14 protein-coding genes and 1 riboswitch are annotated in these 23,957 nt (G+C 68.0%); of the genes, 5 read left to right on the top strand and 9 right to left on the bottom strand.

What is annotated here, in order from left to right; genetic code table 11:
- Positions 1–15: 15 nt before the first annotated feature.
- The gene (locus R3E10_17155; GenBank protein ID MEZ4417485.1) at positions 16–2,223 is read right to left on the bottom strand and encodes a TonB-dependent receptor; all 2,208 of its coding nucleotides are present in this window, start codon (positions 2,221–2,223) and stop codon (positions 16–18) included.
- Positions 2,224–2,287: 64 nt separating this feature from the next.
- On the bottom strand, positions 2,288–4,018 hold the full coding sequence (locus tag R3E10_17150; GenBank protein ID MEZ4417484.1) for a carboxypeptidase-like regulatory domain-containing protein: 1,731 nt from the start codon (positions 4,016–4,018) through the stop codon (positions 2,288–2,290).
- 140 nt (positions 4,019–4,158) lie between these two features.
- Here R3E10_17150 and R3E10_17145 point away from each other — a divergent pair, with 140 nt between their 5' ends.
- From R3E10_17145 to R3E10_17130, 4 genes are all read left to right on the top strand, one after another.
- Positions 4,159–6,270 (top strand): S9 family peptidase, encoded by a 2,112-nt coding sequence (locus tag R3E10_17145; protein MEZ4417483.1) that lies wholly within the window; start codon positions 4,159–4,161, stop codon positions 6,268–6,270.
- A 7-nt stretch (positions 6,271–6,277) separates the two neighbouring features.
- Positions 6,278–7,615: an aminopeptidase P N-terminal domain-containing protein gene (locus R3E10_17140; protein ID MEZ4417482.1), complete on the top strand. Its 1,338-nt coding sequence runs from the start codon at positions 6,278–6,280 to the stop codon at positions 7,613–7,615.
- Complete coding sequence (locus R3E10_17135; protein MEZ4417481.1) at positions 7,612–8,460, top strand: hypothetical protein; 849 nt, start codon at positions 7,612–7,614, stop codon at positions 8,458–8,460. The genes R3E10_17140 and R3E10_17135 overlap by 4 nt, the downstream gene beginning before the upstream one ends.
- A gap of 140 nt (positions 8,461–8,600) precedes the next feature.
- Positions 8,601–10,268, top strand: a complete 1,668-nt coding sequence (locus R3E10_17130) for a formate--tetrahydrofolate ligase (protein MEZ4417480.1) — start codon at positions 8,601–8,603, stop codon at positions 10,266–10,268.
- Positions 10,269–10,318: 50 nt separating this feature from the next.
- Here the strand turns inward: R3E10_17130 and R3E10_17125 are convergent, their stop codons facing one another.
- The 5 genes from R3E10_17125 to R3E10_17105 form a co-directional block, all read right to left on the bottom strand.
- The gene (locus R3E10_17125) at positions 10,319–10,768 is read right to left on the bottom strand and encodes a c-type cytochrome (GenBank protein ID MEZ4417479.1); all 450 of its coding nucleotides are present in this window, start codon (positions 10,766–10,768) and stop codon (positions 10,319–10,321) included.
- 132 nt (positions 10,769–10,900) lie between these two features.
- Positions 10,901–11,584 carry a hypothetical protein gene (locus tag R3E10_17120; GenBank protein MEZ4417478.1) on the bottom strand — a complete coding sequence of 228 codons (684 nt, stop codon included), beginning with the start codon at positions 11,582–11,584 and terminating at the stop codon, positions 10,901–10,903.
- Positions 11,585–11,736: 152 nt separating this feature from the next.
- Complete coding sequence (locus R3E10_17115) at positions 11,737–13,590, bottom strand: bifunctional homocysteine S-methyltransferase/methylenetetrahydrofolate reductase (protein MEZ4417477.1); 1,854 nt, start codon at positions 13,588–13,590, stop codon at positions 11,737–11,739.
- Entirely contained in the window at positions 13,587–17,288 is a 3,702-nt protein-coding gene (gene metH, locus R3E10_17110; protein ID MEZ4417476.1) for a methionine synthase, read from the bottom strand. Before metH ends, R3E10_17115 begins: the two co-directional genes overlap by 4 nt.
- Before the next feature lie 124 nt (positions 17,289–17,412).
- Positions 17,413–17,487, bottom strand: a riboswitch (SAM riboswitch).
- 112 nt (positions 17,488–17,599) lie between these two features.
- On the bottom strand, positions 17,600–20,263 hold the full coding sequence (locus R3E10_17105) for a DUF5916 domain-containing protein (protein ID MEZ4417475.1): 2,664 nt from the start codon (positions 20,261–20,263) through the stop codon (positions 17,600–17,602).
- A 144-nt stretch (positions 20,264–20,407) separates the two neighbouring features.
- On the opposite strand from R3E10_17105, the gene dapF reads away from it, so the two are divergent.
- A complete protein-coding gene (gene dapF, locus R3E10_17100) occupies positions 20,408–21,379 on the top strand; it encodes a diaminopimelate epimerase (protein MEZ4417474.1) in 972 nt (323 codons plus the stop codon).
- Positions 21,380–21,406: 27 nt separating this feature from the next.
- On the opposite strand, the gene R3E10_17095 is transcribed toward dapF, so the two are convergent.
- Positions 21,407–22,477, bottom strand: coding sequence for an LptF/LptG family permease (locus R3E10_17095; GenBank protein ID MEZ4417473.1), 1,071 nt, complete (start codon positions 22,475–22,477; stop codon positions 21,407–21,409).
- Positions 22,474–23,916: an LptF/LptG family permease gene (locus R3E10_17090; GenBank protein MEZ4417472.1), complete on the bottom strand. Its 1,443-nt coding sequence runs from the start codon at positions 23,914–23,916 to the stop codon at positions 22,474–22,476. Before R3E10_17090 ends, R3E10_17095 begins: the two co-directional genes overlap by 4 nt.
- Positions 23,917–23,957 lie beyond the last annotated feature (41 nt).

The following is a 23,957-nucleotide window of genomic DNA, read 5'->3' as shown; positions in this document are numbered from 1 at the left end:
TCCTCCCGGTTGTGCTCAGAATCCCGCCGACGGCCAGCCTGCGGTGAGTCCCACATAGAAACGACGCCCCGGACCCGGCTCGTAGAAGCGCGCGCCAAACGCGTTGACGGAGACGGCCGAGGCGTAGACGCGATCGAAGACGTTGGTGATGCCCGCGAAGGGCGTGAATGTCGAGCCGCCGACGCGTATCCCGCCGGCGCCCAGGCTGCCGCGCACGTCGAGCAGCCCATAGCCGCGGGCGAAAGCGCTGTTCGCGTCGTCGACCGCGATCCGGTCGGCGACCTCCCCGTGTACCTCCACGAATCCGATCTCGTCCTCGATCCGCAGTAGTCCGTCCAATCGGTGGGGGGCGGCCCCCGGGATCACGTTTTCGGAGAAGTCGTCCGAGTCCGTGACGAAGTCGCGGTAGCGTCCGTCCAGATAGGAGTAGGTCAGCCGAGCCGAGAGATGCTCGCCCAGTCGAGCGTGCACCAGCGCCTCTGCACCGTAGTAGCGCGAGGAGCCCGCATTGCGGAAGAACCGACGGCCGGGCTGGCTAGGCACCTCGAACGGGATCAGCTCGCCCTCGAGGGCGGTGCGGAAGAAGGCGACCTGATAGGCCAGCCTGGTGCCCACCCAGCCGCGCGCCCCCACCTCCACCGAGACAGCGGTCGTGGGATCGACCTCGGCGTTGAACCCGCCCTGCCCGTCGGGCCGGTTGGCGAGCTCGGTGGTCGTGGGCGTGACGAACGAAGTCGCCACATTCCCGTACAGCGAGAGGGCCCGTCGTGCTTCGAAGCGGAATCCCACCGAGGGACTGAGAGCGTCCATCACGCGTTCGCCGGAGTCGTCGACGCCGTCGGAGATGAAGCGATCCTCCACCTCGAAGCGCGAGCGGTCGTAGCGAAGTCCCGCGGCCAGCACCCAGCGTCGCGACACGTCGAGCAGACCGTTCACCCACGCTCCCGCCGTACGCACGCGTTCGATCTGGTCCAAGGAGAGCGCGCCTGCCTCACCTCCCTCGTTGACATGGTTGAGGCGCGCGTCGCGCTGCAGGTCGAGCTGCGTGCCTGCATTCCAGCGCAGTGTCCGTCCGGAGTGCTCCACACGATCGCTGAATTGGGCGGAGATGCCACCGGCGCGTCGATCGAGATCGATCACCACCGTGGTGATGGGATTGTCGAGTGAGCGCAGGATGCCGTAGCCGGACAGCTCGAGACGTTTCGCCCCGTTCCCGAGCGCCCGCGTCCAGGTGACGCCTGCCTGCCCCTGGTCGATCTGCTTGGATGCGTTCTGGATCACGTTGAAGCGTAGGGCCTCGCGCGTCGCGGCTCGGAAGGCCGAGTCGGCCAGCGAGCCCGGATTCTCTGCATCCATGCGCGTGAAGTTGAAGGCGGCCCGCACGTGGTCCCGCTCACCCGCGTAGTCCAGCGTGGCGTTGCCTTGCGCCTTCTCCGAGTGCCCGAACGTCGTCGCAGGCTCGACCGGATTCGTTCGGAATCCATCGCTGCGGCTGAGCCCCGCCGCAGCGACCCAACCCAGCGCCCCGCTGCGGCCGCCACTGGTGCTGTGAATCGTCAGGGCGCCGTCGCTGCCGCCCACCAGCCGCATCTCCTCGCGGAAGCGGTCCCCGTCCGGCGGCCGCCGCGACTCCAGGAGGAGCACCCCACCGGAGGCGCCGCCCCATACCATGGAGGCGGGTCCACGCAGCGCTTCGACGTGTCCCAGCGACGCGAAGTCGACGTGGTCCAGCGTCGCTTGCCCGTCGGCGATGGTCGCCGGAACTCCGTCCACGACCACCTTGACGCCCCGAACGCCGAACGTGGCCCGGGAGCCGAATCCGCGGATCGAGATCCTCTCGCCGACGCCGTCGTTGAAGCGGTTCTGGATCTCCACCCCGGGTAGGCCCTCCAGCATCTCGTCCAGAGAGCTGGCGGCCTTGGCTCCGAAGAGGTCGGGGGTTCCGAGGGCGGCGATCGAATAGGGCGACTCGTTGGCCCGGATCGGAGTGCGCAGCACACCCACCACGAGCGAGTCCAGACGGAAGGCGGTGAGCGTATCCGGTGCGAGGGAATCGACGACGGAAGGACGGGGGGCCGGCGCCTGGGCACGCGACGGCTCGGCCATGGCGAGCGCGATCAGGGCCAGCGCGGCACCGGTGCGCGGCAGACGGCTCAGAGGGGCTCCTCGCTGACTTGGACCTGGGCGCCCGTCCGGGACAGAGGCGGGGCGAAGCGACTTCAACCTACCCAACCGGGACGGGCGACACTACCAGGGAGGCGACGGCGGCAGGTGCCTCCCCCCGAGCCTAGGGCACGGGTGCGCCGGGAACGGCCGCGTCGAAATACCACCGCCATTCCTCGGCGGGGATGCGCAGCGACGTCGAAGGAAGTCGGTCGCCGTTCTCGACCGTCACCTCGAGCGGGGTGTCGGTGGGGACTCCGCACGCCAGGTAGAACCCGCGCTCGTCGGGGACCGCCCGCACGCCGGACGCGGTCTCCCTCACCACGCCCTGGCCTGGGACGTCGTAGCGCGCCCAGGTCACGCGCAGCGTGGCCCCTGTGGCCGGCTCGCCCGTGTCTTCCCGGCGCAGGAAGCCCATGAGGGCGGCGGTGCCCGCCGACATCTCTTCGTCGCTGCATTGGGCGGCGATGATCTCGAACGGTGTCGGGGCCACCAGCTCCAGCTCGACCACACCCTGGTCGGGGACCTCCACCAGGCGGTCGGGCGCTCGGAACCCCAGGGAGTCGAGGCTCGGATGCGAGAAGCGCACGGCGTAGGTGCCCTCCTCGAGCCCCACTGCCGTGAAGCGCCCGCTTCGATCCGCTCGCACCTCGATGGGCACACCGACGATCTCGACCTGGGCGCCCGAAAGGGGTGTGGCCTGGTACCCGCCGCGCACGGTCCCCTGCACGGCCCCGCCTTCGAACTCCATCACGATGCGACCGGTTGCCTCCGCGATGCGCCGGACCTGTGCGCCGGTTTCGCGGATGCCGACCAGCTGGCGGCCTGAATTGGCTCGGTTGCGGGGGTCGAGGCCGATGAGGGGCATCCGGATCCACCACTTGCGGATGATCCAGGGACCACTGGGGAGCGCCACGAACTCGACCCGCCCACCGAGGTTCTCGTTATCGAGGTCGGGATGGAGGTTCACGTAGCGCCATTCGAGAAGGCGCAACTCGCTGGTGGAGGGATCGAGCCACAGGGTGCCGCTGATCTCCGTCAGGCGACGGCCTCCCACCGGCTCGAAGCCCAGCCCCAACAGTCCCTCGTTGGATCGGCGACCCTGCCGCAGCCGGAAACAATGGGTCTCGAGGAAGTCGTCGGAGAGGAGCACGTCCGCGTCGGGTCCGTAGAAGACGGTGCCGTCGCGGTCTGTGACCACGAAGCCCTCCGAGATGAGCTTCCCGGCGGGGAGGCTGATGAACGTTCGTTGACGAGACGTACGCTCGAGACGGCGATCTTCACGCTCGACGCGTTGGGCCCTGCGATCGAGGTTGCGATCGAGGTGAGTGAGGTCGTAGCGAAAGACACCATGCTCCCCGGTCCAGGAAGCGGCCGCCAACGCTTTGCGTACCTCTTCCCAAACGGTGGCGACTGCGAGGCCCTCCTCCGGTCGGACGCGGCACCGGGTATCCCCTTCGACGTCGATGCCCTCCAGTTGGATCGCCTCCACGGTCGCGATCATCTCCACCGCGACGGTATCGGCTTCCGCCAACGTGAACGCCGGATGGTAGGAGCTGGCGTGCCCGATGCGGTCGGCCCGCAGGCGGTAGCGGCCGGGTGAGCGCCGCTCCATGAAGAAGCGACCCGACGCGTCCGTGAGCACCTGGTACACGGGCGCGTCATCCGTGCCGAGCAGCACCACCATGGCACCCTCGATGGGGGCGCCGCTGCCGGCCTCCCGCAGGGTGCCGCGCACGACCTGAGCCTGGGCCGGGAGGGCGAGCGCTGCGAGGAGGGCCAGCGCGGTCACCAGCCCGGCCAACCGCTGCAGCGCCTTTGGCCCCTCGTTGGGCGAAGGTTGCCGGGGAATCATGCCGGGACCAGGGGAGGAGTGGCTCCGTTGAGCGGGGTTTTGGCGACCTGCTAGATTCCTGCCCGCGGGGTCGCCGCCGAACCGTCAGGTGCTACCCGACCCCCTGGAGCCAGGTCCCCACGTTCCAGCAGAGTTGGAAGATGCCCATCCGCCCCCTCCTCGCCATCACCGCGTTGGTGACCTGCGTTCCGGCTCTGGCTCCGCCCGCCGCATTGGGCCAGACCCGAGGCTATCAGCCCTCGGACTACTATCGCCTGGTGACCGTGGGCGACGTGCAGGTGTCGCCGCAGGGGACGGAAGTGGCGTTCGTGGTGACCACCGTCGTGGAAGCCGAGAATCGTCGGCACCGGGAAGTGTGGATGCAGTCCCTCTCCGGCGGTCGCCCGGCGGGACGACCCTACCGCTTCACCGCACCGACGGACGAGGCCACTGCACCGACGTGGTCTCCCGACGGTCGCCTGCTGGCCTTCGACTCCAAGCGGGGGGATGATCCCAACACCACCTGGTTCCTGCGTGTCCAGGCCAGCGGTGGAGAGGCCTTCCACATCGACGGGGTGGAGGGTACGCCGGTGTGGTCTCCAGACGGACGGTGGATCGCCTTCGTCACAGCGGCGCCGCGCGCCCCGGGCACGCGGGAAGGCTGGGTGGCACCGGACGCCGTCTCGCACACCCTCGATCCCGAGCGCTTCGATGGCCGCGTGGTCACCTCCACGCGCTACAAGCGGGACGGTACCCTCGCGCTGCGGCCGCATTTCTCGACGGAGCCCAAACGCCAGCTCTACGCGGTCTCCACCGAAGGTGGAGCGGTCCAGCAACTCACCGACGTACCCTTCAACGTGGGTTCGCCCTTGTGGTCCGCGGACGGGCGCCTGCTGTTCTTCTCCGGCGATGCTTCCGAGGACGAGGAAGGCGAGCGCGAGCCCAGTTCGGACATCTGGGTGGTCTCGAGTGAGGGTGGTGGGGTGCGGCGCTTGACCTCCAACCCGGGGTCGGAGACGGCTCCTCACCTGTCCCCCGACGGGCACTACCTGGCCTTTCTGTCCACGCCCGCCCGCGGAGCCGAGACCGATCTCCAGGTCGTGGAGCTGGACAACAGCGGCAACTTCCGGGCTTCCCCGGTCAACCTGACGGAGAACTGGGATCTCGCACCCGGCCCTCCCACCTGGAGCGCGGACGGGCGCTTCCTGCGGTTCCAGGCCCAGATTGGCGGGGATGTCCAGCTGGTCCAGGTGCCGGCCGCAGGTGGAGCTGTGGAGGTTCTCACCCGCGGGGAGCGCCAACTGGCCGACGTCTCGTTCTCGGCGGACGATCAGGTCATGGCCTACACGGCCAACGATGCGGTGACGCCGACGGAGTTGTTCGTCGCGCGTGGCGACGGCAGCGGCGAAGAGCGGGCCACCGCGTTCAACGACGACTGGCTGGCGCAGGTCGCGCTGGTGCGTCCGGAGGAGGTCCGGTTCCGCGTGCGGGACGGCACCGAGATCCAGGGCTGGATCGTGCCGCCCGTAGGCTACCGCCAGGGGACCCGCTACCCCATGGTCCTGAAGATCCACGGCGGCCCCCACGGCGCGTACGGAAACACCTTCTTTCCGACATTCCACGTGTTGTCGGCGGCCGGCTTCTTCGTGTTGTACACCAATCCACGGGGCTCCTCCGGGTACGGCCATGCGTTCCAGTACGCGACGCGCGGGGAGTGGGGAGTGGTGGACAAGGAGGATTTCCTCACGGCCGTCGATCGGGCCCTCGAGCGGTTTCCCGACATCGATCCGCGCCGCATCGGTGTCTCGGGGGGGAGCTACGGGGGGTTCATGACCAATTGGCTGACCGCGACCACCGATCGTTTCGCCGCCGCGGTCACCTCGCGCTCCATCGTGAACTGGGAGAGTTGGTACGGGAGCTCTGATGCACAGGGTCTCACCGAGTACGAGTTCTTCGGCCCACCCTGGGAGCAGCGCGAGCTGTACCGTCGGCTGTCACCGATCTCCTACGTGGAGAACGTCACGGCTCCCACGCTGATCATCCACTCCGAGAACGACTACCGCACTCCGATCGGCGACGGCGAGCAGTGGTTCATGGCGCTGAAGAAACGAGGCGTGCCGACGGAACTGGTCCGGTACCCGCGCTCTTCGCATGGGCTCTCTCGCACGGGAGAGCCCTGGCTGCTCGTCGATCGCCTCGAGCGCATCCGCTCGTGGTTCGAGCACTTTCTCGGCAACGAGTCCGCTCGGGCCAGCGCTTCACCGCAATCGTGACGACCGCGTGCTGATCGCGGACCGGTCACCGGGGGTCTCCTTGGCGCGCTTCTCCGCCCGACGCGCGCGGGTCCTAGACCAGCTCGGTAGCTCCGCCCTCGTGCTGAGTGCCGGGCCGCTGCGGTTCAAGAACGCGGATAGCGAGTATCGCTTCCGACCCACGAGCGACTTCCTCTACCTGAGTGGCTGGGGTGAGCCGGATGCGGTGCTCGTGCTGAGGGCGCACGCAGACGAGGACCGTTTCGTCCTGTTCGTGCCACCCCGGCTGCCGGAAGCGGAGCTGTGGACCGGCGCCCGGCTGGGATGTGACGGAGCAAGGGAGCTCCTCCGGGCGGACGCCGCCTACCCCATCTCCGAGTTGTCTGAGCGGTTGCCGCAGCTGTTGGACGGCGCCGAGCACCTGTACGCACGCCTGGGCTCGGAGGAAGGGCTCGATCGGCTGCTGCTCCAGACTCTGACGTCGGCGCGGAGTCGTGCCCAACGCCACGGTGGGCGACCGGTCGGGGTCCTCGATCCCGGGGCCGTTCTGGATGACATGCGGCTCATCAAGGACGCCGAAGAGCTGGAGCGGATCCGACATGCGTGTGCGATCACCGTGGAGGGGTTCCGCGCCGGAGTCGCCGCGGTGCGAGCGGGGGCAGGGGAGTGGGAGGTGCAGGCTGCCCTGGAAGGTGCCTTCCTGCGGCAGCGGGCACAGGGACCCGCGTTCGGCACGATCGTGGGCGGTGGGCCCCGGGCCTGTGTGCTCCACTACACGGCCAACGATCAGCCGCTTCCGGATCAAGGATGGGTGTTGATCGACGCCGGGGCCGAAGCGGCGGCATACGCCGGCGACGTGACGCGAACGCTCCCCGTGGCCGGTCGCCCCCACCCCCTGGCCGGGGAGTTGTACGCGGCCGTCCTGAACGCCAAGCGTGCAGGGTTCGACACGATCCGGCCCGGGGCCACCATCGATGATGTGGAGAGCGCCGTGCGGACTCGTCTGGAGGAAGCGCTGACCGCGCTGGGGGTCGTTCCTGCCGGTGACGAAGAGGTCCGCCGCGCCCGCTTCAAGGCGCTGATTCCCCACAAGGCCAGCCATTGGCTCGGACTGGATGTGCACGATGTGGGCGCCTACCGCGTGCACGGGGCCTCGCGAACGTTCGAGCCAGGGATGGTGCTGACCGTCGAGCCGGGGATCTACATCCCGGCGGACGACGAGCGTGCTCCGAGCGAACTGCGGGGGCTGGGGATCCGGATCGAAGACGACGCGTTGGTGACCGCCCAAGGCGTCGAGAACCTCACGGCTGCGCTGCCGGACGACCTGGAGTCCGTGCTGGCGCTGCGCGATGGAGTGGGTGGGTGAACACCGAGGGGATCGTCGAGCGCTTGCGTACCCCGGGCCCGCTCGTGTCGGTCGAGCTGCGGCCACCGCGCAGCGGGTTGGGGGCCCAGGAGAGCATGGACGTCTGGATCGACATGCACCACTCGCTCCAGGCACTGGCCCGCGCGGGTCGTCCGGTGCTGATCACCGACAATGCCGTGGCCGTCGAGGAAGAGGAGAACCTGGCACACCTCACGGCCAATCTCCCGAGCGGTGTCTCCCCCAAGGGGATCGCACCGTTCCTCACCTGCAAGCACACGCTGGAGTACTGCCTGCTCTACGCGTCGCGAGCGGCTTCGGCCGGGTTCGAGGCACTGACCGTATTGGGCGGGGACCGCTTCGGGGGGCCGCCGCGCTGCGTGCCTCACGCCTACGAGCTGCGCCAGAAGATCCGGTCCACGGTCCCGGGACTCGCGCTCGGCGGCTGGATCAACCCCCATCGGCGCCTCGAAGAGCAGGTTGCCTTTGCGGCCGACCCGGCGTTCACGGCGGATTTCATCCTGACGCAGGTGGTCTCGCACCATTCCCTCGATCGGGTGGAGGCCTTGCTGAAGGCGCTGGACCAGGCGGGGGTCGACCTTCCCGTCGTGTTCGGCGTCTTCCTGTACCGCAGCGCCAATCCGCGGACGTTGGAGCGGCTGGCCGACTACTTCCCCGTGCCCCTCGAGGCGCTGACCGACGAGTTCCAGGGGGGGGCCACCCCGGAGGACATCGCGGCCCGCACCATCCGTTCGCTTCGGTCGGTCGGTGCGGACAAGGTCTACGTCTCCAACCTGGGCTTCCGCGGCGCCGAGCGCCGGCTGCGCGCCGTCCTCGCCACGAACTAGGTGTCAGGGCTGCGGGTGGACCCGGACACCCGCAGTTGACGCATCCGTTCGGGGCGTGAAGGATGTCCGGGCCTTTCCGCGCTGCCCGTCCGGTGGCCGGAGCTGCCGACCACGGACCCTCTGTCACGAAGGAAGTCGCCGTGCCCACGGACATCGAGATCGCCCAGTCCCACACCCTTCGCCCCATCGCTGAGATCGCCGCCAGGATCGGGCTGGGGGCCGATGACATCGAACCCTACGGCCGCACGAAGGCCAAGGTGCCGGTCGCGACCATCCGGAGCCGTCCAGACCGCTCTGGAAAGCTGATCCTGGTGACGGGCATCACGCCCACTCCGGCCGGTGAGGGCAAATCGACGGTCTCGGTGGGCCTCGCCGACGCGTTGGCGCTGCGCGAAAGGAACCCGGTCCTGTGCCTGCGCGAGCCCAGCCTGGGGCCGGTGTTCGGGATCAAAGGCGGCGCGGCCGGTGGAGGTTATTCACAGGTGGTGCCGATGGTGGACATCAATCTCCACTTCACCGGAGACTTCCACGCCATCACCTCGGCGCACGCCTTGCTGTCGGCGATGCTGGACAACCACATCTACCGGCCCAACACGGCTGGCATCGACGTGCGGCGCGTGGTATGGCCACGCGCCGTCGACATGAACGATCGGGCGCTTCGCCAGATCGTCATCGGACTCGGCGGCACTGCCGGCGGTGTGCCTCGCGAGAACGGATTCGTGATCACCGCCGCTTCCGAGGTGATGGCCGTCTTCTGCCTCTCCCGCGATCTGCAGGATCTGGAACGCCGTCTTGGCGACATGATCGTGGCCTATACACGCGATGGCACTCCGGTGCGGGCCCGTGAGATCAAGGCGCCCCCGGCCATGACCGTCCTTCTCCGCGACGCCCTCCAGCCCAATCTCGTGCAGACGCTGGGTGGGACTCCGGCCCTCGTACATGGGGGGCCTTTCGCGAACATCGCACACGGATGCAACTCGCTCATGGCCACCGAGTCGGGCCTGCGCCTGGGCGACGTCGTGGTGACCGAGGCCGGTTTTGGCGCCGACCTGGGCGCGGAGAAGTTCTTCGACATCAAGTGTCGATTCGGCGGCCTGAAGCCAGCGGCCGCGGTCGTGGTGGCCACTGTGCGGGCACTCAAGATGCACGGCGGCGTGCCCCTATCGCAGCTCGCTGGTGAGAACGTCGAGGCCGTCAAGCGCGGCGTGGTGAATCTCCTCGGGCATGTCGAGAATGTCCGGAAGTTCGGGGTGCCGCCTGTGGTCGCGCTGAATCGCTTCACCAGCGACACCGATGCGGAGGTGAAGGAGGTTCTGGCGGCCTGCCGGGCCGCCGGCGTTACGGCTGTGGAAGCGGATCCCTGGGGTGGGGGTGGCGAAGGCTGCCTCGACCTGGCCGACGCCGTCTGGGATACGGTCCAGGGAGGAACTGCCGATTTCCGGCCCCTGTATCCCGACGACCTGGGATTGGCCGAGAAGATCGAGACGGTCGCGAAGGAGATCTACGGCGCGGACGGAGTGGACTTCCTGCCCGCCGCCGCCAAGGAGATCGGGCGTCTCCAGGAGCTGGGTCTGGGTGGCGTCCCGGTCTGCATCGCCAAGACCCAGTACTCGTTCTCGGACGACCCCAAGCGCCTGGGCCGGCCCAGCGGTTTCCGTATCACCGTGCGCGAAGTGACGGCATCAGCGGGAGCGGGATTCGTCGTGGCCAAGACCGGCGACATCATGACCATGCCTGGCCTCGCGGCCACGCCGGCGGCGGAAGCCATGAGCATCGAGCCCGACGGGACGATCCGCGGACTGGCGTGATCCACCACGCGGGTGCGGCCTCCCGGGTCGGGGGCCGCACCCGCGAGCGACTATGGGCCCGTGCGCAGCGGACCGCGCAGGTAGTACGCGACAGCGTCGATGTCGCGAGGCTTCAGCCCTTCCAGGCCCCAGTGCGGCATCCCTTCGGCGGTCCCGATGAAGATGTGGCGCCGGAGCCCTTCGTGATCGTTGGCGAAGCGCCAGTCTGCGTCGCGGAACGACGGTGGCCGCACCGTGTCCCCCTGGGCCACGAACCCTCCGTTGCCGTACCCCCTCATGCCGTGACACTTCTCACAACTGAAGCGGAAGACCACGGCGCCACGCTCCGCGGCCTTGTCGGCATTGGCCCAGGATATGGAATCGAATGCGCCGACGTCGTATGCCGCCTCGGCTTGCCGCATGGTGTCGGCGATGGCCAGGGCGCCGACGTCCACCTCGGGACGGGCGTCCCCTGAACAAGCGGCGGCGCCGAGCAGCAGTACACATGCGAGGCGCGACATGGACACCTCCCTCCGTTGAGGACTTGGAACACTAGCTGAGGGTAGGCCGTGGGGCGGTGCCGGGAATGTCGGGAGAACTCCTTGGGCGAGGGTGGTGGGAACCCTCATGGGCCGAAGCTGTGCGTGACCCGCTCAGGGGCCCCCAGCGGGACTGGACTCGCGCGCCCGCCCCGCCAGCCATGCCGCCGCCGCCATGGCGACCAGGCCCCACAGCAGGTCCAGCAGGTCCGTTTCGGTGCGGAGCCGCCCCAGGGCCCCCCCCTCGCGGATGAAGCCCTCGGTGAACTCGCGGGCGAGGGCTTCCCGAGCGTCGGGGTCCAGGGAGCGTACGTGGTCGTGCCCCAGCGTCAGCATCTCCGCCCAGAGCAGATCCGGAACCGTGTCGGCGGGTCCCAACGCCTCTAGCTCTCTGAGCGTTCCCTCCGGAACCTGATGCGTCCGCTGCAATTTCCAGAAGGCGACACCCGCAAGTGCGTCCGCATCATCGACGATCATCCGGGATACGCCGAGATCGGGCGACATCTGCACCGTAAGCAACATGCCGGTGAGGATCCCCACCAGGGTGAGCAGAGCGGCCGTGGCGCTCAGCATGGCTCGCCGCGCGGCGGTCGCAGCCGCCATGGCCACCCCGACCAGGACGCCGATGCCCACCGCGAGGACATCCAGCCCCAGAGGCGACACGGCCATGACGACGGACCAGAGTGCGCCCCCCACGACTGCGGCGATGCCTCCGGCGACCAGTGCGGGGGCCCACGCCTCTTCCGGGTGGGACGGGTCGACGTAGCGGATCGCGTAGGTCGGCTGACGGCGTGGCACGGCGTTTCGGGGAAAGCGGGGGGTCGGGAGCTGAATCCCCCGAGGGGCGGCAAGTTGGGGGCCAATCCTGGTCGGTGTCGCACGTGAGCGACGCGCGCTTGCGCGCTGGGGGACCGCCCTTGCCACGGGGAAGGAGCTCCGTGGCTGGCCGCTCAGCCCCGCTCGACCCTCACCTCGTCCAGGACGCGCAGCGCCAGGTCGTGGCGACCGCTGGGCGCGCTGACGTGCAATCCCTGCACTCGATCGTGCAAGGCCACAGCCGTCTCCACCGCGATGCGCACGCCCTCCTCGATGGCGTGGGAGGCCCCTTGCGTCTCGGCGCGACGCATCCGTTCGATAACGTCATCGGGAATCACGATTCCCGGTACTTCGTTGTGTAGGAACTCCGCGTCGCGTACGGAGAGCAGAGGGCGCACCGCAGCCAGTGTGGGGATGCGCCAGCGCGCGGTCCGGTCCAGGAACGACACGAGCCGCTCGGGATCGAAGACGGCTTGGGTCAGCGCGTACTCCGCGCCGGCTTCCACCTTGTACGCGAACCGCTCCACTTCGCGCTCCGGATCGATCGCCGCCGGTCTGGCCACGATGCCGATCACGAAGCGGGTGGGCTCACCGATGGACGCGCCACCGGGGTCGACGCCGCGATTCAGCGCGCTCAAGACGTTGGTCAGACCAATGGAGTCGATGTCGAAGACCGCGGAAGCCTCCGCGTAGGGCCCCATGGCGGAGGGATCTCCCGTGGTGACCAGCAGGTTGCGCAGCCCAGCCCCCGCCGCCCCCAGGAGATCGGAGATCATGCCCAGCATGTTCCGGTCGCGGCAGGTATAGTGGACGATGGGCTCGATGCCCACCTCGCGTTGCAGCACCAGAGCCGAGGCGATGCCGCCCATCCGACCGTGCCCGCGAGCGTCCAACACGGCGACGGCGTCGACCCCGGCTAGATACGCCTGCCGTGCGCGCTCGAGCATGGCGGAGGGATCCCAACCCTTGGGCGGGACGATCTCGACGCTGGTGATCCATTCGCGGCGAATGAGCTTGCGCCCGAGTCGAGAGCGCTCCTCGATGGGGGTCGCGAGCACCGGCGCCGCGCTGGCGGACGGGGCGGGCAGCGCCACCTGCACGTGCGCGCCTCGCGGCTGCATGGCCGCCACCGAGTCACGGATGCGACGGATGTGTTCCGGCGTGGTGCCGCAGCAACCACCCACGAAGCGGGCGCCCGCTTCGATGAGACGACGCGCGTAGCGCCCCATGTACTCCGGGCTGGCCATGTAGATCTTCCGGTCCCGGACCGTACGTGGCACGCCGGCGTTGGGTTGGGCCGAGAGCGGCATGGTCACGATGTCGGCCATCTCCTCGATGGCGTCCAACATGACCGCCGGCCCGACGGAGCAGTTGAGTCCGGCGACGTCAACCTTCCAATCCTCGAGCGCCGCGGCCAGGGTTGCCGTCGGCGTGCCCAGCGGTGTGCGGCCGTCTTCGTCGACCGTCATCTGCGCGATGACGGGCAGGTCGGTCTCCGCGCGTGCGGCCTCGATCGCTGCGCGCAACTCGTCCAGGTCGGCAAAGGTCTCGAAGAGAATGCCGTCGACGCCCCCCTCGAGCAGCCCGACGACCTGTCGGCGGAAGTAGCCGACTGCTTCTTCGTACGAGGTGGGGCCCCAGGGCTCGATTCGCACGCCCAGCGGTCCGATGGCTCCGATCACGGCCGCCGCGCCCCGAGCCGCCTCGCGGGCACAGGCCACCGCGGCGGCGTTGATCTCCTCTGTGCGCGTGTCCAACCCAAATGCCGACAGCTTCACGGGGTTGGCGCCGAATGTGTTCGTCTCGAGGATCTCGGCGCCGGCCCGTACGTACTCCTCATGCACGCCGCGGATCAGGTCGGGCTCGGAGATGGACAGCTCGTCGTAGCAGACGTTGACGAAGACGCCACGCTCGTAGAGCAACGTGCCCATGGCGCCGTCCATGATGTGGACGCGTTCGTCTCCGATCCACTCCCGCAACAGATTCATACGCTTCCCGGGTCGTAGGCGAGGTTGGGTGAGAGCCAGCGTTCCACCTCGTCGGTGGGCATGCTCTTGCGCTGGGCGTAGTCCTCGACCTGGTCCCGCCCGATCCGGCCGACGCCGAAGTACTGGCTGTCGGGGTGGGCGAAGTACCACCCACTCACGGTGGCGGTGGGAAGCATCGCACAGCTCTCCGTCAGCGAAACCCCGATACGCTCGGCTGCCAGGACGTCGAAGAGGGCGCGCTTCTCGGTATGATCAGGGCAGGCGGGGTATCCGGGCGCGGGACGGATTCCGCGATACCGTTCCGCGATGAGCGCCTCGTTGTCGAAGCTCTCCTCTGGAGCATAGCCCCACAGCTCGCGGCGCACCCGCTGGTGCATGTGCTCGGCGAAGGCTTCGGCAAGACGGTCGGCCAACGCCTTTGCGAGGATGGCGTGGTAGTCGTCGTGGTCCGCTTCGAAGGTCGCAACCAGCCCGTCGAGGCCGACTCCGGCCGTGACCACGAAGGCGCCGGTCCAGTCCTCCACGCCCGAGTCGCGTGGAGCGACGAAGTCGGCGAGTGACAGGTTGGGGCGCCCGTCCTTGTCGAACTGTTGTCGCAGGTGACGAAAAGCGACGCCCGGACCGGCGCGGTCGCCGGTGGGGAAAATGTGGACATCCTCCCCGTGGGCGGCCGCAGGAAAGAGACCGACGATGGCGCGTGCGGTGAGAAGCCGCTCGCGAACCATCCGCTCCAGCAGCACGTGGGCATCCTCCAGCAGTCCGCGGGCCTGCACGCCCACGGTGGCGTCGTCCAGGATGTCCGGATACCGTCCTGCCAATTCCCAGGTGCGGAAGAAGGGCGTCCAGTCGATGAAGGGTACCAGCTCAGCCAGCGGATAGTCGTCGAACACCGTGATGCCCGGCCTGCGCGGTGCCACAGGTCGGTAGGCGCTCCAGTCGGCCCGATGCCGGCGGCGGCGGGCTTCCTCGAAAGTGAGCGTGCGTTGGCCGGCCCGGCGCGCCGATTGGTGGCGGCGCAGATGGGAGTATTCCTCGCGGACCTGCGCCACGTACGCATCCCGCTGGCTGGCGTCGAGCAGGGTCCCCACCACGCCCACGCTGCGAGAGGCGTCGAGGACGTGCACGGTGGGGCCGTGATAGCGCTCCTCGATCTTGACTGCGGTGTGCACCTTGGAGGTGGTGGCTCCCCCGATCAGCAGCGGGATCTCGAAGCCTTCGCGCTCCATCTCGCTGGCCACGTGGACCATCTGTTCGAGGGAAGGGGTGATGAGCCCCGAGAGTCCGATCACGTCCGCGTGCTCCGCGCGGGCTCGCTCCAGGATCTTATCCGAAGGTACCATGACGCCGAGATCGATGATCTCGTAGTTGTTGCAGGCCAGCACCACACCGACGATGTTCTTCCCGATGTCGTGGACATCGCCCTTCACGGTGGCCAACAGGATTCTGCCCTTCGACCGCGTCTCGCCGCTGGCTGCTTTCTCTTCCTCGATGAAGGGAACCAAATAGGCGACGGCCTTTTTCATGACGCGCGCGCTCTTGACCACCTGGGGCAAGAACATCTTTCCTGCGCCGAAGAGATCACCCACCACGTTCATACCGTCCATCAGAGGGCCCTCGATCACCTCGATGGCGCGGGTTCTGCCCCGACGGGCCTCCTCTGCGTCCTCTTCGATGAAGTCGGCCACGCCCTTGACCAAGGCGTGCTCGATGCGGGCCTCGACGGGGAGGGACCTCCACTCCAACGTCTCAGTGACCGCGTTGGACGCTCCGCGGAACTGATCGGCCAAGGCGGTCAGGCGCTCGGTAGCGTCGGGCCGTCGATCGAAGAGGACGTCCTCGATCGCGTCGCGGAGCTCCGCCGGGATCTCGTCGTACACGACCAGCGCCCCAGCGTTGACGATCCCCATGTCCATCCCGGCTCGAATGGCATGGTAGAGGAACGCCGAGTGCATGGCCTCTCGGACGTGGGGGCTGCCGCGGAAGGAGAAGGAGAGGTTGCTGACGCCACCCGATACGAGGGCGTCGGGCAACGAGTCCTTGATCCGGCGGGTGGCTCCCAGGAAATCGAGTGCGTAGCGGTTGTGCTCGGCGATCCCGGTCGCGACCGCGAAGATATTGGGGTCGAAGATGATGTCCTCGGGCGGGAAGCCGACCTGCTCCGTCAGGATGCGATAGGCCCGCGTGCAGATCTCCACCTTGCGATCCTCGCTGTCCGCCTGCCCGCGTTCATCGAACGCCATGACGATCACCGCGGCCCCGTAGCGGCGGACCAGGCGCGCCTTGGTGACGAAGTCCTCCTCGCCGTCCTTGAGGCTGATGGAGTTCACGACCGGCTTGCCCTGGATACACCGAAGACCTGCCTCGATCACCTCCCAGCGGGACGAATCGACCACGATGGGGACTCGACTGATGTCGGGCTCCGACGCGATCAAGTTGAGGAAACGGGTCATGGCCGCTTCGGCGTCCAGCAGTCCCTCGTCCATGTTGACGTCGATCATCTGGGCGCCGCTCTCGACCTGCTGGCGAGCCACCTGTAGTGCCGTCTCGTAGTCTCCCTCTCGAATGAGTCGAGCGAAGCGCGCGGAGCCGGTGACGTTCGTGCGCTCGCCGATGTTCACGAACAGCGAATCGGGAGTGATCGTCAGAGGTTCGAGGCCAGCCAGCCGGCACACTCGATCCGGGGTCGGCCGTGGCCGCGGCGGGAGGTCCTGCACGGCGCGTGCGATGGCCGCGACGTGCGCGGGGGTGGTGCCGCAACAACCCCCCACGATGTTGACGAATCCGCTGGTCGCGAACTCGCGAACGAGGCCGGCCATCGTGTCGGCGGACTCGTCGTACTCGCCGAACTCGTTCGGCAGGCCGGCGTTGGGGTGGCAGCTGACCCAACACTCGGCGAGCCCGGCGATCTCCTCCAGGTACGGCCGCAGTTGACGGGCACCCAAGGCGCAGTTGAGCCCGATGGACAGCGGTCGGGCATGACGCATGGAGCGATAGAACGCCTCCGGCGTCTGCCCGGTCAGGGTCCGTCCGCTCTGGTCGGTGATGGTCCCGGAGATCAGGATGGGGACATCCACCCCGCGCTCCTCCAGGAGGCCCGTCAACGCGAAGAGCGCCGCCTTCGCGTTCAGGGTGTCGAAGATCGTCTCCACCATCAGCACGTGCGCGCCTCCGTCCAGGAGGCCCTGGGCGGCTTCGCGGTAGGCCTCGACGATCTGAGCGTACGTGATGTTGCGAAACGCGGGGTCGTTGACGTCCGGCGAGATGGAGGCAGTGCGATTGAGAGGGCCGAGCACGCCACACACGAAACGGGGCCGCGCTGGATCGCGCGCGGTGAACTCATCGGCTACGCCGCGCGCCAGCTGGGCTGCCGCGACGTTGATCTCGTAGGCGTCTCCCTCGGTGCCGTAGTCGGACTGGGAGACGCGGTTGGCGTTGAACGTGTTGGTCTCGAGGATGTCCGCGCCGGCCTGCAGGTACTCGCGGTGGATGCCCTCGATCACGTGGGGACGCGTCAGGGCCAAGAGGTCGTTGTTGCCCTGCAGGGACCGGGGATGATGGGCGTAGCGCTCGCCGCGGAAGTCCGCCTCCGTGAGCCGATGGCGTTGGATCATCGTCCCCATGGCCCCGTCGAGGACCAGGATGCGCTCCGCGAGAAGGCGCTCGAGGAGTTCTCGGATCGATGGGGCCTGATGGGTCACGTCGTCTCTCGGGTTCAGGGGAGGCACGGGGCCTCTTGCACCTTCCGGACCACGGAAGGCGACGCGGCGGCGCCGGCGCTCGATTGTCGGGGTGAGGAACGGCGAGGACCCCCGCCGAAGAGAACGCCCCAGGGGGCGGGCCTTTTAGCGGGTTGTTTTACGTGGCCGCAATACGCCGCAAATCACCACGGATTCCATGTTGTCGAGCGGGGCCTACACCCCTCGCCGGAGTGGGTTCCCGCAGGCGTCCTCCCCACCCCCAGGGGCTGGGGACGGGGAGGACGGCGCGGAGACGGACGGGCGCGGAGCCCTCAGGGGTTCAGCCAGTAGCTGACCTTGATCAGGAAGATGTTGTCGGGGCGCCGGCCGAAGAGGCGATCCAGATCCCGATCCACGCTCAGGCTTCCGTCGAGAGCCCGGTACCGGTCCCGTCCCTGCGACCAGACCAGGAAGAGCGCGGAGCCGGGTCGATACTCCCAGCGCAGCACCGCGTTCGAGCGGAACTGACCGAAGTTGAAGTCGGGGTTGTCCCACGTCTCGGGCGTTCCGTCGCCATCCGCGTCGCCAGTGTAGACCCCGTCGCTCTCGGACGCGCCCACGGGTTGGACCCGCTCCTCGTAGCGCTCGTTGCGGGGATCGGCCACGGTCTTGAAATCGGTGTAGCTCCCGCTGGCCAGGAAGGGCTGAGCGTAGAGCTGCAGGGACAGGTCCGGAGTGAAGGTGTAGTCGAACCGAGCCGTGATGCCGAAGGTCTTCTGCTCGAGCCGGGCCAACAGATAGGTCGGGTCTGCGGAAGCGCCGATGCGGGTCACCCACTGACGATCGTCGACGTTGAAGCCCAACTGCGGCCGCAGCGACAGTTGGGTCGCGTTGGACGCGCGCCAGGTGGCGCCCGTGCCGATTCCCACATTCCAGGAATCGCTCTCGGGTCGCACGCCCCACCATCCGTTCATTTCCATTCGCAGCGGTCGGCGACTGTCGCTCCAGAGGCCGGACCACCCGTTCCACGCCGACTCCGTCTTGAACAGCGGACCGCCGCGCAGCAGCGTCGGTGAATACGAGCCCACCTGACGGCCGACGCCGAGGTAGCCTCCCCAGAAGTTCTTGAGCGTGAAGCTCCCGTTGACGTTCCCGCCCAGGCCCGTGCGCTCGCGATCGAACGTAAAGGCACTCCACCCGTTGAGATTGAGGTTCCAACGGTTGAAGCGCTCGGTGGGGGTCGAGTGGTGGTATCCCACCCACACCCACGGGGAGAGCGCGTCGGTCGACCGCATGAAGCCGATATCGTTGGCTTCGAATCCGGGAGACCGTGCCTGGAAACCCGTGGCGTACCGCCAGAATCCGCCGGCCATCTTCCCGATGCTGAAGTTGCTCGACCATCCCGTCAGAGAGGTCCGAGTGGGATCGAGCTCGACGTGATCCGCGTCCGGCCTCTGGAAGTACCGGGCAGAGGAGCGCTGTGTGGCCTCGATCGAGGCTTCGGAGCCGACCACGTGGGAGCCCACCAGGAAGCCCTGCACTTCCCATTCGTCGTTGGCGAAGCGGTGGCGGAAGTCCACACCGCCCGTGTATCCGCCAGAGCGTAGTCCCAGCTCATCCGCAATGGTCTTGTCTCGATTGACGCCGGTGGCCACGATGCCGACGGCACTCTTTCCGTCGCGGAAGTCCCTCATGACGCGGGCGACCGCGTAGTTCGTAAGGGGCTCGATGGCCTGGCTCTCGTGCTGGCCGGTCCCTGTGACAACGGATGCCTGCTCCTGGCCGGTCAGCGCGTGCAGAAGTCCGATCGACCACCCGTCGGCGGTCTTCCCGGACAGCTTCCAGGCGCCCAGGATGTTCGTCTGCTGATCGGATTCGGCGTAGCCCCCTTGGGGATCCGCGCTGCCCTGCGGCGCGCGGCCGATGCGACGTGAGTAGAACAGCGACTCGTTGGCGTCGTCGCCGTCTCCCTGGGACAGTCGGAAGTTGAAGATGCTGGCGCCCTCCACGAAGAAGGGGCGTCGCTCCGAGAAGAAGGACTCGAACGCGGAGAGGTTCACCTGTCCGGGGTCGGCTTCGACCTGCCCGAAGTCCGGGTTGACCGTGAGGTCCAGCGTGAGGTTGCTGGTCACTCCGTACTTGAGATCGGCGCCCACCGTCCCGAAGAGGTCGTTGCGGTCGTAGAAGGGGTTCGCCGGATCCCCGGTCGCACGGGTCAAGCGAGCGACCGAGTAGGGAAGCACTTCCATATGTCGGGGTGAGGTCAGGTTCTTCAGTCCCCGCAACTCGCCGAACCGCGAGACCACTGCGTTCTCTTGCTGGGAGAGCGGGGCCCACACCGAGCGCTCCTGCCGCCGAGCGATCTCGCGCATGAAGTTGATGCCCCAGGTCTGGATGGGGGCAGTCTCGAAGCGGAGCTGCGAATAGGGGATGCGAAACTCCGCAGTCCAGCCCTGCTCATCGCGTCGGGCGGCCACGTCCCACACAGCGTCCCAGGACTCGTCCTCGTTGGTGTCGTCGAAGCGGTACATGTCGGTCTTCACCCCGAGCGGATTCACCGCGAAGTGGAAGGCCGTACGTCGGTCGAAGTAGCTGTCGATGACCACGTGCACGCGGTCGGAGTAGCCCATCTCGTCCCGCCGTGTGAGTTGGGCCGCGATCAGGTCCGGCTCGCGATCGTAGGCCCGAAACGCCACGAACAGTGCGTCGATGCCGTAGAGCACCCGGACCTCCGAGCGCTCGGTGGCCGGCTGGCCTTCGTTCGGCTGGTACTGGATGAAATCGGAGGCTACCGGAGCGGTCTGCCACACCGGATCCGCGAGATCCCCGTCGATGCGGGGCTCCTCGGTGGTGATGGCGACGGCTTCCATGATTGGCGGCAACGCCCGCCGCCCCGGAACGCTCGCCGGCTCCGCGTCGAGAGCCTCCTGGGCCCCGAGCGGGGCGACCGTGAGCAGAAAGGACAGGGCCAGAGCCCCCATATGTATGCGTTGCATGGGATCCGTACTCTCGAGTGGTCGTCGGCACAGGGTTGGACGGGTGGCCCGCAAGAAAGGTTGCGAACCCGGGCGTCCTCGGTCCCGTACCGGAACCCGTGACCCTACGACTCCGGTTGTGCAGGGGTTTCCCGACGTGTGAGAATGACACGCTCCACTGTCTGGGGCCGGGCCCGCTTCACGGCGGAGAGGGGCTGGGGGTGTTGGGTGGTCAACACGACGAACGAGGACAACGACGTGAGCGCGAGCGAGACCCAAGGGGCGGATCTGTGGTGGGCAGGCGATGCGTTCCGGAAGGCCCACGGGCATGGCAACGACTACCTGGTGTTCGCGCGCGGTGAGTCGTGGCCGGTCAGTGCGAGCGCGGTGCGGACCGTGTGCGATCGCTGGAGGGGCGTCGGGGGCGACGGGGTCGTGATCGTGGACGCGTCGCAGACGCCCATCCGCTTGCGCATGTTCAACCCCGACGGAGGTGAGTTCGAGAAGAGCGGCAACGGTCTGCGTGTGACAGCGGCGTGGCTCCTCGCCGCAGGGGAAGTCGGAGCTGAGCCCTTTGTCGTGGAGGTGGGTGGCAGCGCCGTCCGCATGCAGATCCATGGGCGCGACGAGGAGGGGAGACTGGACGTCGAGGCGGAGATGGGCCACGCCGCCTTTGGGCCCGAAGCCGTAGGGTTGGTCGGGTCGGACGCGCTGGCGGACGCTGCCGGACGGCCGCTGGAGGGGATCGCCGTTTCGATGGGGAACCCCCACTTCGTCGTGTTCGGTGTGGACCCCGACGCGGACCTCGCCCGATTGGGCCCCTGGATCTGTAGCCACCGGCGCTTTACGCGGGGCACCAACGTGCAGTTGGCGCAGGTGGAAAACGGAGGGTTGCGGATCGGCATCTGGGAGAGAGGCGTGGGTCGGACCTCGTCGTCCGGCACGTCCGCCTGTGCCGCGACCGCCGCTGCGGTGAAGAGCGGCCGGCTCCCGGCGGGATCCCACGTGGTGCAGATGGAGGGAGGGACCTTTCAGGTCACCGTGCGTGACGACTGGAGCGTCGTTCTGCGTGGCCCCGTCGAGGAAGTGATGAGCGGCACCCTGGCCACGGCGCTCGTACGCCGTTGTGCGGATTGACTGCGGTGCGGTGGAGCGGCGTCCCCGTCAGGTGCGCACTCGACTGAAGAGGAATGCTCCGGCGGCCAGGAACGCCAGGTTGGGCAACCAGGCGGCCAGCAGGGGCTGGAGCCCACCGCTCTCCCCGATGGCGCCCGCCATGCGCAGGAACACCATGTAGAAGATCGTGGACGCCAGGGAGACGCCGACCCCGAAGGATGCGCCACCGCGTTTGGAGCTGGTGGCGAGCGGCAAGCCGAACAGGATCACGACCAGGGTGGCCGCCGGGATGGCGAGCTTCTGCTCCTGGTTGACGCGCAGGGGAACGGGATTGCCACCGGAACGGCGGATGGTCTCGATCATCCTGCCCATCTCGGCGTAGGTCATCTGCTCCTCGTCCGGGGGGTCTTCGAGGAGCTGGTTGGGCGGCTCGCTGAACAGACGTGTGCGGTACTGGTCGAACGCGTAGGCGCGTTCGATGCCTTCGGGCAGGAAGTGGCGCACGTACCCCTTGTGGAAGGTCCAGCCCTCCTCGTCGCTCCAGGCCGCCCGGTCGGCGATGAGGTAGTAGTCCAGCCCTTCTCCATCCGCAGCCTCCCGTTCCAGGGCCACCTCCTGCAGCGTCCGCTCCGGGAGGGAGAGGCGCGCCACTGTGATGCTGAGGCCGTCCTCGGTCTGATAGACGAAGTTGGTGCGCCAATCGCGGCGCACCTCGCGCTCCCGGAAGAGCTCGGCGGCCCGACGGGTGGTGCGGGGAACCAGCTCGGTGAGCCCCACCCCCACGCCGGTCAGCAGGAGGCCCAGCAGGACAATGGGGACCACCAGGCGGTGGAAGGAGATCCCGCCGGCCTTGGCGGCGACCACTTCGTGGTGGGCCGTCATGGCCTGGACGGTGAAGACCGCCGCGATCAGACCCGCGATGGGGAAGGACCAGAGCATGTACTGCGGGAACTGATAGACGTACGCCAGCACCATCTCGCCGGGCGTGACCCCCCTGGCCAGGTAGCGGTCGACGTGCTCGGTGAGGTCCCCGATCAAGAAGAGCAGGGGCGCTCCGATCACGAACGCGAGAAAGAGCTTGAGGAAGCTCCGCGCCACGAAGCGGTCGAGGATCCTCACGCCGTCCGCTCCCGTCCTCCGAAGGGGTGGCGCAGCCACCCCTTGAGCGAATGCAGCAGGTCGTCCCAACCGCCCCCCCGCATGCTGGCCGTCTCCCGGCCCATGCGACGGACCAGGATCACGGCGAAGAAGCCGAAGATGAGATTGGGACCCCACATGGCCCAGAACGGCGAGACGAGGCCCCGGTCCGCCAGGTTCTCGCCCCCGATGAGGCCGGTCCAATAGACGCCGAAGATCCCCACGGATGCGGAGATCACCATCCCCACGCCTCCGCGGGGAAAGCGAATGGCAAACGGGACGCCGAGCAGCACGAAGACGAGGCAGGCGGTCGAGATCGCGAACTTCTTGTGGATCTCGACCCAATAGCGCGAGCGGTTGTCGCGGGCGATCTCCCAACGGGCCTTGCTCGTCCGGATGCTCACTGTCGTGCCGCGGGTCATCCCGTCGTCGGGGATCTCCTCCTGGAGGAACGCGGCCTGTGTGATGGCTGCGTCCGCTCGGGCCGTATCCTGCGGCAGCAATGAATCGGCGTCCAGCGGGAGCCCCAGGGCTTTTCGTACGGCGGTCAGGGATTCCTCACGGGCCTCTTCGGAGGCGTCCACCTGTTGGGCGCGATAGTTGGCGGCCTCCGCCATGAGCATGGAGACCGACATCTCCCGGTCGCTGCGGCTGGTCTGCTCGTCCTCCCGCTCCAGCAGGTCCCCCACGCCTCGCAGGGGGATCACCTGGGTCGCGAACCCGGTCCGCATCAAGCTGCCAGGCCGATCCTCGTCCGTTTCGAAGACGACGCCCTCATGGAGGGTGAGGTAAAGGTCGGTCCGCGCCTCGTTGAAGGCCATCTCGCCACGGTCGGCGTAGATGGTGCGGTGGCGGCGGGGGTCGGTGACGTCGAAGATGGTCACGTCCCGCAGCCCGTTGGTGGCCTGGTCGATCTCGGTCGCTTGCAGGTAGTAGGAGACGGTGCCCAACTCCGTCGTCTCGATCGCGTTGACCACCTGGTCGCGGAGCTCGAAGGTGGGGCTCTTGTTGGCGATGTCGATCATCAGCGTCTTGAGCCGATGGTTCGCTTCGGGCAGGATTTGATCGTTGAAGTAGTAGGTGGTCAGGCCAGCGATCCCGCCCAGGACCAGCATGGGGACCAACAGGCGGGACGGGGGGACCCCCCCGGCGCGCATGGCGGTGACCTCGCTGGCCCCGGTCAGGTCGGCGAACGTATAGAGAACAGCGATGAGCACCGCCATGGGCAGGGTCAACGCCACGGTATGGGGCAGGGAAAGGAGAAGGAACTCCCCGATGATGCCCCACCCCAGCCCCTTGCCCACCAGGAGGTTGAGTCGTTGGGCCACGGCGTTGAGGAACAGCAGTCCGGTCAGCGCCCCCAGCGCGAACAGGAACGGGCCCACATGAGATCGAGCCAGATAGCGTGTCAGGATGCCCATGGGGTCTCTGTTCGGGTCGGGGCAGGCCGCTCGACGGGTAC

The sequence above is a fragment of the Gemmatimonadota bacterium genome, from assembly GCA_041390105.1.
GTDB lineage: Bacteria > Gemmatimonadota > Gemmatimonadetes > Longimicrobiales > Gaopeijiaceae > JAGQIF01.
This window is presented reverse-complemented; position numbering and strand designations above follow the sequence as displayed.

Excerpts from the sequence above, each read along its gene's own strand:
- R3E10_17105 (MEZ4417475.1), bottom strand. The coding sequence starts at position 20,263 with ATGCAACGCATACATATGGGGGCTCTGGCCCTGTCCTTTCTGCTCACG.
- dapF (MEZ4417474.1), top strand. The coding sequence starts at position 20,408 with ATGACACGCTCCACTGTCTGGGGCCGGGCCCGCTTCACGGCGGAGAGG.
- R3E10_17150 (MEZ4417484.1), bottom strand. The coding sequence starts at position 4,018 with ATGATTCCCCGGCAACCTTCGCCCAACGAGGGGCCAAAGGCGCTGCAG.
- R3E10_17115 (MEZ4417477.1), bottom strand. The coding sequence starts at position 13,590 with ATGAATCTGTTGCGGGAGTGGATCGGAGACGAACGCGTCCACATCATG.
- R3E10_17090 (MEZ4417472.1), bottom strand. The coding sequence starts at position 23,916 with ATGGGCATCCTGACACGCTATCTGGCTCGATCTCATGTGGGCCCGTTC.
- R3E10_17145 (MEZ4417483.1), top strand. The coding sequence starts at position 4,159 with ATGCCCATCCGCCCCCTCCTCGCCATCACCGCGTTGGTGACCTGCGTT.
- R3E10_17125 (MEZ4417479.1), bottom strand. The coding sequence starts at position 10,768 with ATGTCGCGCCTCGCATGTGTACTGCTGCTCGGCGCCGCCGCTTGTTCA.